The 12,689-nt window shown below is 30.9% G+C and carries 17 protein-coding genes; 12 read left to right on the forward strand and 5 right to left on the reverse strand.

Going from position 1 to position 12,689, the window contains the following annotated elements:
* Window positions 1-10: 10 nt before the first annotated feature.
* Window positions 11-502, reverse strand: coding sequence for a copper resistance protein NlpE (locus tag B4A23_RS08375; protein ID WP_291118887.1), 492 nt, complete (start codon window positions 500-502; stop codon window positions 11-13).
* Window positions 503-637: 135 nt separating this feature from the next.
* Here B4A23_RS08375 and lipA point away from each other — a divergent pair, with 135 nt between their 5' ends.
* The 7 genes from lipA to B4A23_RS08410 all read left to right on the forward strand — a co-directional run bounded on the left by lipA (window position 638) and on the right by B4A23_RS08410 (window position 5,772).
* Complete coding sequence (lipA, locus tag B4A23_RS08380; RefSeq protein WP_291118890.1) at window positions 638-1,507, forward strand: lipoyl synthase; 870 nt, start codon at window positions 638-640, stop codon at window positions 1,505-1,507.
* A gap of 81 nt (window positions 1,508-1,588) precedes the next feature.
* Window positions 1,589-2,383, forward strand: coding sequence for a GLPGLI family protein (locus tag B4A23_RS08385; RefSeq protein WP_291118893.1), 795 nt, complete (start codon window positions 1,589-1,591; stop codon window positions 2,381-2,383).
* A 6-nt stretch (window positions 2,384-2,389) separates the two neighbouring features.
* A complete protein-coding gene (locus B4A23_RS08390; protein WP_291118897.1) occupies window positions 2,390-3,148 on the forward strand; it encodes a GLPGLI family protein in 759 nt (252 codons plus the stop codon).
* A gap of 21 nt (window positions 3,149-3,169) precedes the next feature.
* A complete protein-coding gene (locus B4A23_RS08395; RefSeq protein WP_291119490.1) occupies window positions 3,170-3,907 on the forward strand; it encodes a GLPGLI family protein in 738 nt (245 codons plus the stop codon).
* Window positions 3,908-3,954: 47 nt separating this feature from the next.
* Entirely contained in the window at window positions 3,955-5,214 is a 1,260-nt protein-coding gene (locus B4A23_RS08400; protein ID WP_291118900.1) for a CinA family nicotinamide mononucleotide deamidase-related protein, read from the forward strand.
* 38 nt (window positions 5,215-5,252) lie between these two features.
* On the forward strand, window positions 5,253-5,573 hold the full coding sequence (locus B4A23_RS08405) for a hypothetical protein (RefSeq protein WP_286484851.1): 321 nt from the start codon (window positions 5,253-5,255) through the stop codon (window positions 5,571-5,573).
* 16 nt (window positions 5,574-5,589) lie between these two features.
* Complete coding sequence (locus B4A23_RS08410; RefSeq protein WP_286484852.1) at window positions 5,590-5,772, forward strand: hypothetical protein; 183 nt, start codon at window positions 5,590-5,592, stop codon at window positions 5,770-5,772.
* On the opposite strand, the gene B4A23_RS08415 is transcribed toward B4A23_RS08410, so the two are convergent.
* From B4A23_RS08415 to B4A23_RS08430, 4 genes are read right to left on the reverse strand one after another with little or no spacing between them, the layout of a single operon-like run.
* On the reverse strand, window positions 5,769-6,221 hold the full coding sequence (locus B4A23_RS08415) for a peroxiredoxin (RefSeq protein WP_291118904.1): 453 nt from the start codon (window positions 6,219-6,221) through the stop codon (window positions 5,769-5,771). The genes B4A23_RS08410 and B4A23_RS08415 overlap by 4 nt on opposite strands.
* Window positions 6,218-6,628, reverse strand: coding sequence for a 6-pyruvoyl trahydropterin synthase family protein (locus B4A23_RS08420; protein WP_286500221.1), 411 nt, complete (start codon window positions 6,626-6,628; stop codon window positions 6,218-6,220). Before B4A23_RS08420 ends, B4A23_RS08415 begins: the two co-directional genes overlap by 4 nt.
* A 12-nt stretch (window positions 6,629-6,640) precedes the next feature.
* The gene (gene idi / locus B4A23_RS08425; RefSeq protein WP_291066851.1) at window positions 6,641-7,156 is read right to left on the reverse strand and encodes an isopentenyl-diphosphate Delta-isomerase; all 516 of its coding nucleotides are present in this window, start codon (window positions 7,154-7,156) and stop codon (window positions 6,641-6,643) included.
* A gap of 27 nt (window positions 7,157-7,183) precedes the next feature.
* Entirely contained in the window at window positions 7,184-7,897 is a 714-nt protein-coding gene (locus B4A23_RS08430; RefSeq protein ID WP_291118907.1) for a biotin--[acetyl-CoA-carboxylase] ligase, read from the reverse strand.
* 93 nt (window positions 7,898-7,990) lie between these two features.
* Here B4A23_RS08430 and rsfS point away from each other — a divergent pair, with 93 nt between their 5' ends.
* From rsfS to B4A23_RS08455, 5 genes are all read left to right on the forward strand, one after another.
* The gene (gene rsfS / locus B4A23_RS08435; protein WP_038331822.1) at window positions 7,991-8,359 is read left to right on the forward strand and encodes a ribosome silencing factor; all 369 of its coding nucleotides are present in this window, start codon (window positions 7,991-7,993) and stop codon (window positions 8,357-8,359) included.
* Window positions 8,360-8,381: 22 nt separating this feature from the next.
* The gene (gene ftsH, locus B4A23_RS08440; protein ID WP_291118909.1) at window positions 8,382-10,394 is read left to right on the forward strand and encodes an ATP-dependent zinc metalloprotease FtsH; all 2,013 of its coding nucleotides are present in this window, start codon (window positions 8,382-8,384) and stop codon (window positions 10,392-10,394) included.
* Between the two features lie 130 nt (window positions 10,395-10,524).
* Window positions 10,525-11,130, forward strand: a complete 606-nt coding sequence (locus B4A23_RS08445; RefSeq protein WP_221854182.1) for a hypothetical protein — start codon at window positions 10,525-10,527, stop codon at window positions 11,128-11,130.
* Between the two features lie 2 nt (window positions 11,131-11,132).
* A complete protein-coding gene (locus tag B4A23_RS08450; protein ID WP_291118912.1) occupies window positions 11,133-11,981 on the forward strand; it encodes a phosphatidate cytidylyltransferase in 849 nt (282 codons plus the stop codon).
* Window positions 11,978-12,628: a phosphatidylserine decarboxylase family protein gene (locus B4A23_RS08455; protein WP_291066845.1), complete on the forward strand. Its 651-nt coding sequence runs from the start codon at window positions 11,978-11,980 to the stop codon at window positions 12,626-12,628. The genes B4A23_RS08450 and B4A23_RS08455 overlap by 4 nt, the downstream gene beginning before the upstream one ends.
* Window positions 12,629-12,689 lie beyond the last annotated feature (61 nt).

Here is a 12,689-nt window from a genome sequence, read left to right on the forward strand (position 1 = left end):
TTTAATAATCTTACTTTTTTAATAAAATGTATTTATCTGCTAATGGACCTTTGATATCTTCACCTTCTTGAGATAGGATAATTAGTTTATTTTCACCTACTCTATAAAAATGTCGATTTTTATCTTTTGTATCTAAATACAAAGCATTATTATCAGCAGTCCATTGGAAACGACCTTCATCTATTAATTTTTGGTTACCTTTCATATATTCAGAAACTACTTTTATAGTTTCATCCTTATTTAAAGTTACAGTTGTTTTAATTCCAGGACAATCAGCACATGGTAAAATTCCTTCATAAGTTCCTACCCAATCAATAGAAGTTTTCGCATTATGAGTATCAATAATATTTGTATCTGATGAGTTTATTGGTTCTTTTTGAATAGTTGAATCTTTATGATCAGTTGTTGCTTCTTCAGTTTTTATAAGATCTTTATCTGTCTTTGTTTCGCAACTATAAATTACTGAGCTAAAAATAAGTGTAAGGATAATTGAGTTTTTCATTTGTTATTGATTTTAACTGATTAAAATCCAAATAATATTCCAAAAAATGTTAAAAACTATATTTTTATTTCATTTATTTAGGAAGTAATAGCTTTCAAAAAAACTTTGTAAATTAGCCAATCAGAAAAGTAATGTATGAGTGTTGAGCTATTACCAGATGGAAGAGTAAAAAAACCTGAATGGTTGCGTGTAAAATTGCCTACGGGGAAAAAACATCGCGAATTAAGAGGTTTAGTAGATAAGTATAAATTGAACACCATTTGCCAAAGTGGAAGTTGTCCTAATATGGGCGAATGTTGGGGTGAAGGAACTGCAACATTTATGATTTTGGGAAATGTGTGTACGCGTTCATGCGGTTTTTGTGGTGTAAAAACTGGTCGTCCAGAGCAAGTTGATTGGGCAGAACCAGAAAAAGTAGCGCGTTCTATCAAATTAATGCAAATAAAACATGCGGTTTTAACTTCTGTTGACCGTGATGATTTAAAAGATATGGGATCGATTATTTGGGCAGAAACAATACATGCTGTTCGTAGAATTAGCCCAGGAACAACGATGGAAACTTTGATTCCAGATTTTCAAGGAGTCGAAAAACACATCGATCGTATAGTAGAAGCTGCTCCAGAAGTGCTTTCTCATAATATGGAAACGATTCGTCGTTTAACGCGTGAAGTTCGTATTCAAGCAAAATATGATCGTTCGTTAGAAGTTTTACGTTATGCAAAAGAAGCAGGTCAACGTCGTACAAAGACAGGGATTATGCTTGGTTTGGGTGAGTTTGAAGACGAAGTTTTCGAAACAATACAGGAAGTTGCTGATGCAAATGTAGATGTCATTACAATTGGTCAATATTTACAGCCAACGAAAAAGCATTTACCTTTGAAAGAATTTATCACACCAGAACAATTCAAGAAATACGAAGATTTCGCACGTGGATTAGGATTCCGTCATGTAGAATCTGGCCCGTTGGTTCGTTCTTCTTATCACGCAGAGAAACACATTTTATAAATAGATTTATTTCATCATATTTTAAAGAGACACAAGTTATTGTGTCTCTTTTTTGTTATATTTAAATCTTAATCACTAAATATGAAAAAACTAATTACATTTATTGTATTATTTTCAAGTTTTGCAAATGCTCAGATTTATGAAGTACTTATCGAAACCAAGTATCATCCAGAATATACACCTGAATATTTAGAAAAATTTTATAAAGACACAAAAGATCCTGAAACAAGAAAATGGTATATTGATCAACATACAAATGCAAAACCGATTGAATTTAAAATTTATTCTTCAAAAACAGAGTTAAATACAATTGAACAAGAAAAAATTGATAATCAACAAGGAGTGCAAGGTGGAGTGAAAAATTCAGCTCCTGGTTTGCCGTTTGGTCTTACTTATTCTAATCTCATAAAAGGAGAGAATTATAGAAAAGTTGATCTTTATGGAAAAAATTACATTATTAAAACTCCTTTAGAAGGATTGGATTGGAAATTTACAGATGAAACAAAAGAAATTCTTGGCTATAAAGCTTACAAAGCAACTGCTAAATACAATAAATATAATACTGAATATAATGTAGAAGCTTGGTTTACAAAAGAAATTGATTTTAATTTCATGCCAATTACAGTAAAACCGATTGAAGGTTTTGTGTTGGAAATGAATATTTTTCTTGAAGCAGAAAATGTTGGTAAAGTTAATAACTACGTTAGAGTACTTACGATTAATAAAAATGCTAAAAAGTATAAGTTTAAAAATCTAGTAACAGAATCAGGTAAAAATGATAATGTTGTAACGCCTCAAGAGTATCAAAAAATTGAACAAGAAGCAAACAATAGAAGAAGTGCGATGTATAATCAGGAAGGTGTTGATAAAAAATAAGCTTATATGAAAAAACTAATTACACTTATTGTATTATTTTTAAGTTTTGCAAATGCTCAGATTTATGAAGTAGAATATGAGACTCAGATTAAAGTAAAATACAATGAAAAAGGTTTAGATTTTTATAAAGAGATTTCTGATCCTGAAGTAAGAAAACAAAATATCGATCAGAATGAAAATCCTCCTGCTTTAGATTTTAAATTTATTTTGAATAAAGATGAAGCAAATGCAATTGAATTACCAAAAGTTCAGAATGGGCAAGGACAGATTGTTTTTATCAAGAAAAGTGCACCATATATGTATTTTGGAACAACTTATTTCAATCATGCAAAACAAGAAACGTTGATGCAACAAGATGTTTATGGAAAAAAATATATTGTTTACGATAATATAAATAATCTTGATTGGAAATTATCAAATGAAACAAAAAATATTCTCGGATATAAAGTACAAAAAGCAACAGCAAATTTTAATGACAGAATATTTGTAGCTTGGTTTGTTCCAGAAATTAAAACAGATTTGATGCTTATTAATTTCAAAAGTCCAGGCGGTTTAGTCCTTGATCTTGAAATTTTTTATGAAGATGAAATGGGGAAATATTTTGGAGTTTATAAAGCAAATTCCATCAAAGAAAAAACTAAATTCAAATTTATTGTTCCGACAAAAGGAAATAGAGTTTCGAGCGATGAATTAGAGAAAATTTGGGAAGATCTTGATAAAAAAAGAAATGACGCTAATAATCAAGGAATAGAAAAAAAGGACTAAAATGAAAAAATAATAGCACTAATTATTCTGATTTCTAGTATTGCAAATGCTCAATTTTATGAAATTGAATACGAAGTTCAACCTCAAATTCATTTTACGGATAAAGCTTTAGAAAATTTAAAACAATATTATCCAGATCAAAAACAACGTGAAGAATTTTTAAAAACCACAAAAAAAATTCCTAACCAATTTTATAGTTTTAACTACAATCAAACAGAAAGTCAAACACAATATATTGATAAAGTAAATAATTCTCAACAAGAATCGCAAGGTTTTATGGGAATTGGATCTGAGATTGGAGAAAAACCAATTTTTAATTACAAGGAAAATTTATATTATAATGAAACGAATATGTTTACAGGAAATAAATTGCTTGTTTACGATTCTTTGCAAAAAGTGGATTTCGTAGAAACTGGTAAAACAAAAAACATTCTAGGTTTTGAAGTAAAAGAAGCAACAGCAAAACACAAAAACTATGATTTAATCGCTTGGTATACATCTCAAATTCTGTACGCATATTCGCCAGATAAATTTTACGGAACAAAAGGTTTGATTTTAGAATTGCATTATAAATATATGAGAGATGATATTGAAGTAATGATTTCTTGGAATGCAATCAAGAAAAAAGAATCAAAAAAAGCTCCTGTTTTCAAAATTAATAATCAATTAAAGAAAGTTTCTCAAGCAGAATTCCTTCAAATGATAGAAGATTCAAACCAAATTCAACGAGAAGCCGCCAATCAAGGAGTTGAAAAATAATTATAAAAACCCGAAACTTGCTTAACTTTAAGCAAGTTTTTTTGTGTATGAAAATTAAAGCGACATTACTCACAATAGGTGATGAAATTCTTATCGGACAAATTGTTGATACAAATTCGGCATTTATCGCCAAACAATTGAATACGATTGGGATTGAAGTGGAAGAAATAATTTCTGTTCAAGACGAAATGAGTCATATTATTGAAGTTTTCGAACGAGGAATTTCTAAATCAAATATCGTTATTGTAACAGGAGGTTTAGGACCGACAAAAGATGATAAAACCAAAGCAGCTTTGTGTCAATTTTTAAATTGTGAATTAGTTCAAGAACCCAAAATTTTAGAGAATATTGTTCAATTATTTCAAACAAGAGGTTACGCAAAAGAGTTAAATAGTTTGAATCAAGATCAAGCATTAATTCCAGAAAAATCAACTTTTATTCAGAACAAATATGGAACAGCACCATGTCTTTGGACTACAATTAATGATAAAATTATCATCAATTTACCAGGTGTTCCTTTTGAAATGAAAGGTTTGATGCGTGATGAAATTATTCCGAGATTACAAAATCAATTTCAATCAGAAACTATTGTTCATCGTGATATTTTGGTCAGCGGAATTCCTGAGAGTGATTTGGCTCTATTAATTGAAGATTGGGAAAATAATTTGCCTGAATTTATTCATTTGGCGTATTTACCAAACCGAACTTCTATTGATTTACGATTTTCAGCGTTTGGAACGAATAAAGAATTTTTAGAAAATGAAATTCAACATCAAATTAATCAATTCAAATTAATTGCTGGAGAATTTCTAATTTCCGAAAATTCAGGAAGTGCGCAACAAGTTTTAGGTGATATTTTAAAAGAAAAAGGATTGACAATTTCGACTGCAGAAAGTTGTACTGGAGGAAATATCGCAAGCTTAATCACATCTGTTTCGGGAAGTTCGGCTTATTATTTCGGAACAATAGTTTCATACGACACTTCGGTAAAAGTAAATTTGCTAAACGTCAATCAATCTGATATTGATGAATTTACAGTTGTTTCGGAACTAGTTGCTAAAGAAATGGCCAAAGGTGTTCGAAATCAATTAAAAACGGATATTAGTATTTCTACAACTGGTGTCGCTGGTCCAAATAAAGGCGAAGATGGAAAAGAAGTTGGAACAGTTTGGATTTCTGTCACAAATGGTGAAAAAGTATTAAATCAAAAATATTTTTATCCCTATTTAGATCGAGAAGATTTCATCAAAATTGTTTCCAATAATGCACTTAATTTGGCAATTCAGTTTGTGAGAGAGGAGTGTTAATAATTTTTTAGAAAATCACAAGCATTATGAATTAATAAATGAGAAATCGTAAAAAACTACTAAATAAATCTATCTGCCTAATCCTAGAAAATTCAAATGAAGAAGATGACATAAAAGTATATTATGGTAAAGTTTTAAAAGATAAAAATGAATCATATTATTTTACTGATAATTCATCAACAATACATTTAACTTTAGATGAAGAAGATTTAGATAATGCTAAAGTAATAACCCAAGATAAACAGAAAGAAAATGAAATATTTAGAAATTGTGATTATTCTATTTGGATTATAGTTAATATAATAGAAATTGATGAACCAACAGATGACATGAAAAAAACTAATATGAAATGGGATTAATCCCTAATTTTACCACATGAAACAAAATATAATTTATAGTTTAATTTTCTTTTTCGCGTTATTTGGACTAAAATATTTGTTCGATAAAAGCGATGTCCAAACAATGTTGGTTTATTCGGCAATTGGAACTGTAATGTTTTTTATCTACAGAGTAGTGATAAGAAAAATGTTATACAAACAAAAAGACCAAGAAAACTAATTTTCTTGGTCTTTTTTTATTGCTTGCATTGCTTCCTCGATGTGCGTTTCTGCGACATTTGAAACAATGTGTTTGATTAATTTTCCTTGTTTATTGAATACAAAAGTTTCTCGTGGTGTGATTAAGCCAAATTTCTTTTTAATTCCTAACAATTTTGACAACTTTGCGCCTTTATCAGAAAGCAACGGAAAGTTGAGTTGATGTTTCGAATAAAACTTCTCGTGAGAAGATGTTGATTGTCCATTTATTCCAACAATCACAGCGTCTAAAGTATTAAAATCTGCATTTACATCACGAAATTGACAGACTTCTTTTGTACACATTGGTGTAAAATCCATTGGATAAAAGAATAAAACAAAATATTTTTTGTACAAAAACTCGTCCGAATTAAACCAATTTCCTTTATTATCCTCCAACGAAAAAGTTGGAATATGATCGCCTAATTTCATTCGCCTGCGTATTCTACGAAATTACGTGGAGTTTCGTATAAGGTTACTTTCAATTCTAAATCAGTCGCTAATTTTGCTCTAATTTTATTCCAAATCAAAATCACGATATTTTCGGCAGTTGGATTGATAGTTTTAAATTCTTCAATATCAACATTCAAATTTTTATGATCCAAATACTCTTCAACTTCAACCGCGATTATTTTTCGTAATTCGTCCAAATTCATCACAAAACCAGTTTCTGGATCAACTTCACCCTTCACCGCCACAATAATTTCATAATTGTGTCCATGATAATTTGGGTATGAACATTTTCCGAAAACTTCAAAATTCTGTTCATCGCTCCAATTCTTGTTAAACAATCGGTGCGCAGCGTTAAAATGTGCTTTTCTGTTGACAGTAACTTTCATTTGTATAAATTTTTATTCTTCGATATACGAAACGTAATGTTCAAAAATTATTTTGAACCAAGCTGTATAATTCTGAGGATTTTTTTCCATATCTTTTTTCAAATCATCCAATTCTACCCAACGATAAGCCATCACTTCATCAGGATTTAGCTTTGGTTCATTATCAAATGTTCCGATAAAAACATGGTCTAATTCATGCTCAATCAAATCATTTTCTAAATGTGCTTTGTAGATGAAATTAAATTTATATTCTAATTCGCAATCAAATCCCATTTCTTCTTCCAAACGTCTGTGCGCCGCTTGTTCGTATGTTTCGTTATCACGCGGATGACTACAACATGTATTCGTCCACAACGTTGGCGAATGGTATTTGCTCGCAGCTCGTTGCTGAATCATCAATTCTCCTTTGGAATTGAATACAAAAACAGAAAATGCACGATGCAACAAACCAGCCACATGAGCTTGTTGCTTCTCCATCAATCCTAATTTTTGATCGTCCTGATCAACTAAAACTACAAATTCTTCCATAAAACAAAAATAACCATTTATGTAGGATTAAAAAAGAAGTTCGATTTCTTTATGCTTAAATTCTCGCAATTCTTGATTGATTTCAATCAAAAGATTTCCCGCCTCGTTTACATCCCTAATAATTCCGTCTACTTCTACTCCATCCAATCTAAAATGCGAAATTTCATCTTTTCTAAATAGATTATCTAAATATGTTTGATGAATTTCTTCGAAATTTTTCTGTTCTAAAATTGAATATTCTGCCTCGAAATGATGCATTAAATCTGCCAAAATTTCCTCGATGTCATATTCTTTGTCAGTTACTTTTCGAATAGATGTTGCTTTTGGTAAGTGATTAAAATCAGCTTGATTGACATTAATTCCAATTCCAATCACAGAATTCATTATTCCATTGGAACGATGATTTTCGATTAAAATTCCGCAAACCTTTTTATCATTTAAAATGATATCATTTGGCCATTTTACGTTAGATTTTGGATGAAATTGTTTTAAAAATAGACAAATAACATTCGAAATCCATTCGTTAAAATAAATTAATTCTTGAAAACTATAATCCGTTTTCAGCAAAAAACTAAAGGTTAAATTTTCTCCTGCGACAACTTTCCACTCATTTCCTGCATAACCTTTTCCTTTTGTTTGATTTTTAGCATGTATGACAGTCCAACTATTGGCATCTTTTTTGGACAAATCCACCAAGAACTCGTTCGTATTAGGCAAAGAATCAAAACTAATTAAATACATTTTTTTTACTATTTTTATAGAGTGGTTAAAGTTATTTTAAAAAGTTTAAACTTTAATAAGGATTCACTAAATTTGCGAATTACAAAATAAAAGATGATAGATACTCAATATACAAAAGACTTGCTAGATAGCATTGTTGACGGAATTACAAATGTTAAAGGAGAAGAAATTACAATTCTAGATTTACGCGAAATTGAAAATGCATTTTGTCAATACTTCGTTATTTGTACCGGAAACTCAAATACACAAGTTAGTGCTTTAGCTGGTTCGATTGAAAGAACTGTAAAAACAGAAATGTCAGAAAGACCTTTTCATGTAGAAGGAACGCAAAATAATCAATGGGTTTTGTTGGACTACACTAATGTTATTGTCCATATTTTCCAAAAAGAATACAGAGAATATTACGATATCGAAAGTCTTTGGGGTGATGCCGTAGAGACGCGTATCGAAATGGAATATTAATCATAACTGAAACCAAAAAAAATTGAAAAAAAATAATTTTAAACCTTCGGGGTTTAATCCTACATGGATATATGCCATTATTGGATTATTGCTGATTGCCTTTCTATTATTTTCTGATAATATTGGAGGTGCCGGCGGAACTACTAAAAACATAGACCGTACGACTTTCCTTTCTTATGTAGAAAAAGGTTACGTAAAAGAAGCCAATCTAGAAAAAGAATCAGGACGTGTAAGTGTATATTTAACGGACGCAGCTCTGAATACTGAAGAATTTAAAAAGTTTAAAAAATCAAACGAAACTTTAAATCCTTTTGCTACAGGTGCTCCAAACTTTATTTTCAATGTTGCTGATGCAGGAAATTTTGAAAAAGATTTTTATGCTAACGTAGAAAAGAGTCCGAATAAAACTGCCGTTCTTAACACACAAATTTCAAATGGTTTTGGAAGTTTGTTTATGAATCTTTTCATTTCATTAATTTTCTTCGGATTAATCTACTTCTTACTATTTAGACGAATGGGCGGAGGCGGATCTGCTGGAGGTGGCGGAGGAATTTTTTCTGTCGGAAAATCGAAAGCGAAATTATTTGAAGGTGATGATCATATCAAAACAACTTTCAAAGATGTTGCAGGTTTAGAAGGTGCAAAAGAAGAAATTGAAGAAATCGTTGAATTCTTGAAACACCCAGAAAAATTTACAAAATTAGGAGGACGTATCCCTAAAGGAGCCTTATTAGTAGGACCTCCAGGTACAGGTAAAACCTTATTAGCAAAAGCTGTTGCTGGAGAAGCAAAAGTTCCTTTCTTCTCATTATCAGGATCAGATTTCGTAGAAATGTTTGTGGGAGTTGGTGCATCTCGTGTACGTGACTTATTCAAAAATGCAAAAGAAAAATCTCCTTCAATTATCTTTATTGATGAGATTGATGCAATTGGTCGTGCACGTGGAAAATCTAACTTTACAGGCTCTAATGACGAACGCGAAAATACATTAAACCAATTATTAACAGAAATGGATGGTTTCGGAACAGAATCTAACGTAATTGTGATTGCTGCAACAAACCGTGCTGATGTATTGGATAAAGCATTAATGCGTCCAGGTCGTTTTGACCGTATTATTCACGTTGATTTACCTGAATTAAACGAACGTAAAGAAATCTTCGCGGTTCACTTACGTCCATTAAAATTAGGTGAAGATGTTGAAATCGAATTTTTAGCAAAACAAACGCCAGGTTTCTCTGGTGCAGATATTTTCAATGTTTGTAATGAAGCCGCTTTAGTTGCTGCTCGTAAAAACAAAGAAGTCGTAGAAAAACAAGACTTTTTAGATGCTGTTGACCGTATTATTGGTGGATTAGAGAAGAAAAGTAAAGTGATTAAACCTTCTGAGAAAAAACGTATCGCTTATCACGAAGCTGGTCACGCTACAATTGGTTGGTTAACAGAACACGCTGCGCCATTGGTTAAAGTAACTATCGTTCCTCGTGGACGCTCATTAGGTGCTGCTTGGTATTTGCCAGAAGAAAGACAAATTACAACGACAGAACAATTGTTAGACGAAATGTGTATGACAATGGGTGGTCGTGCTGCTGAGGAAGTTGTTTTCAATAACATTTCTACAGGTGCATTAAGTGATTTGGAAAAAGTAACAAAACAAGCTTCTGCAATGGTAAGTATTTACGGATTGAACAAAGAAGTTGGTAATGTTTCTTATTATGATTCATCTGGACAAAATGAATATGGTTTCAGCAAGCCTTATTCAGAACAAACTGCTCAGGTAATTGACAAAGAGGTAAAAACAATGATCGAAGCTCAATATGATAGAGCAAAAGATATTTTAAGTGAACATCGTGATCAATTAGATGTTTTGGCTCAAAAATTAATTGAGAAAGAAGTTATCTTTAGAGAAGATTTGGAAGAAATTTTCGGACCAAGAAAATTTGTAAGCGAATTGGATCAAATCGAAGAAAAACAAGAAGAAGCTATAGAAGCTGGCCCAGAACAAGTGATTCAACCAGAAGCTGGAAATGATATTTAATCAAATTCATTCAAAATAACAGAAAAAATCGTCCAAATCGGACGATTTTTTTTTTACTTCTTATTATATTGTTAAAAATTATTACCTTTAGGCTGTAATTGATTAATTTCATATAAAATCATGAGTTTTCATGTGGAAAGCAATTAAAAACCTACTTAAAAAAGCTACTGAAAAATCAGCAGAGAATTCAGATGATAATCACATTGATTTATTTCATCCGAATTATGCTGACCAAAAGATTTCTATGGACGAAGTCTTTGCTACAAACTTTAATGTAGGTGGTGGACATTTTTTATTTTGTGATAATATAGAAGAGGCTTCTAAAAACCTTAAAGAAATTGTCAATTACGAAAATGTGACCGAATTAATTTGTCCTGATCCGAATTTACAACAGGTTCTTAATTCAGTCAATATTCCTTTTGTCGAAAATCCATGCGATTCTCGTTATACACTTAGTTTTCTTAGTTGCGAATTTCTGATTGCTTTTGATGGAAGTATTATGTTATCGGCACATCAAACTTATGGTAGAAATATTGCTGATTTTCCGTCAAATTTTATTATCTATGCACGCCCGTCACAATTAGTGGAAAATGTGAGCGTGGCATTACAGAAATTACGAACATTAAAAAAAGACAACCTTCCATCTAAAATAACTTCGATTCGTGGAAAAAATATGCACAAATTTCCGAACGTAGACAATGCGAAGAATATTTATTTGTTATTGGTTGAAGATTAGCTATGAAAAATTTAGCAATTAGAGCTTTCTCTGGACTTATTTACGCACTTATTATATTTTTCGGGACAACGATAAACCCAAAAGGTTTGATTGTTTTGATGATGGTTTTTGGACTTTTTTGTTTGTACGAATTTTTTAAAATTACTAATCTTACCAATAAACTTTATCAATTAGGCGCACTTTTAGTCGCATTAGTTGTTTTTGGATATTATGGAAAAGAATTTTTAGAAGCTTTTGAAACTTCAAATCATTACTATTTTCATTTAAGAAGTTTGTACTTCATCATTCCAGTTTTATTTGTTTTTAGTATTTATATTATTTTCAAATCAACCAACGAATTGTTGAACGATTTTGGAAAAGCTACTTTAGGTTTAACATACGTTATCGCACCATTTGCCTTAGCCTTAACTTTACCTAGTTTTGATTATAATTTAGGCGAAAAAGTGATGCATTACGAAGTATTTTTCGTTTTCTTATTACTTTGGTGTAGTGATACATTTGCATATTTAACAGGAAACTTAATTGGAAAACACAAATTAGCACCTAAAATTTCGGGAGCAAAAACGTGGGAAGGTTTTTTGGGAGGAATTATTTTCACCATTATCGCTGGATTCTTAATTCAGAAATATTTTGGAGAAAACTTACACGGAAACTGGATGATTATTGGTTTGATCGTTGCAGCATTAGGTCCATTAGGAGATTTGACAGAATCTAAATTAAAAAGATTTTTTAATGTAAAAGACAGCTCTAACCTTATTCCAGGACATGGTGGTTTTTTAGATCGATTAGATAGTTTTATATTTGTCGTACCATTTGTTTATTTATATTATTTATTAGTATATACTTTATGAAACTTCACAGAGAAGGAACAGCAATTTTGATAGGTTGCTTAATTTTATTTGCAATCGCTACAGGAGTATTACATTACTTTTTTCCTGTATATGGTTTTTACTTTGCCTTACCATTATGGATACTTTACGGATTTATCGTTTGGTTTTTCAGAAACCCAATTCGTGAATCAGATTCGTCAGAAAACTGCGTAATCGCACCAGTTGATGGAAAAGTTGTTGTATTAGAAGAAGTATTTGAAAGCGAATTTTTGAATCAAAAATGTATTCAATTATCAATTTTCATGACACCTCTTAATGTACATGTAACACGTTATCCGGTGAATGGAAAAGTGATTTATTCAAAATATCATCCAGGAAAATTTTTGGTTGCATTTCATCCAAAATCATCAGAATTGAACGAGAGAACAACTGTTGTTGTAGAAAATGCAGATCATACAAAAGTTCTTTTCAGACAAATTGCAGGAGCAGTTGCACGAAGAATTGTTTGTTACAGTAAAGAGAACGACAGCGCTGTTGCAGGTAAAGAATATGGTTTTATCAAATTCGGATCGCGAGTTGATATCTTTTTACCACTTGATACAGAAATTAATGTAAAAGTTGGAGATAAAACAAAAGGTGGAATTCAGAAAATTGCACAATTGAAATAAATCAGTTAGTTGAACTCAATGTTTTTAACTAATTTTGTCAAAACAATTATAATAATATACC

The sequence above is a fragment of the Empedobacter sp. UBA7248 genome (assembly GCF_002472945.1).
GTDB classification, from domain to species: Bacteria; Bacteroidota; Bacteroidia; order Flavobacteriales; family Weeksellaceae; genus Empedobacter; species Empedobacter falsenii_C.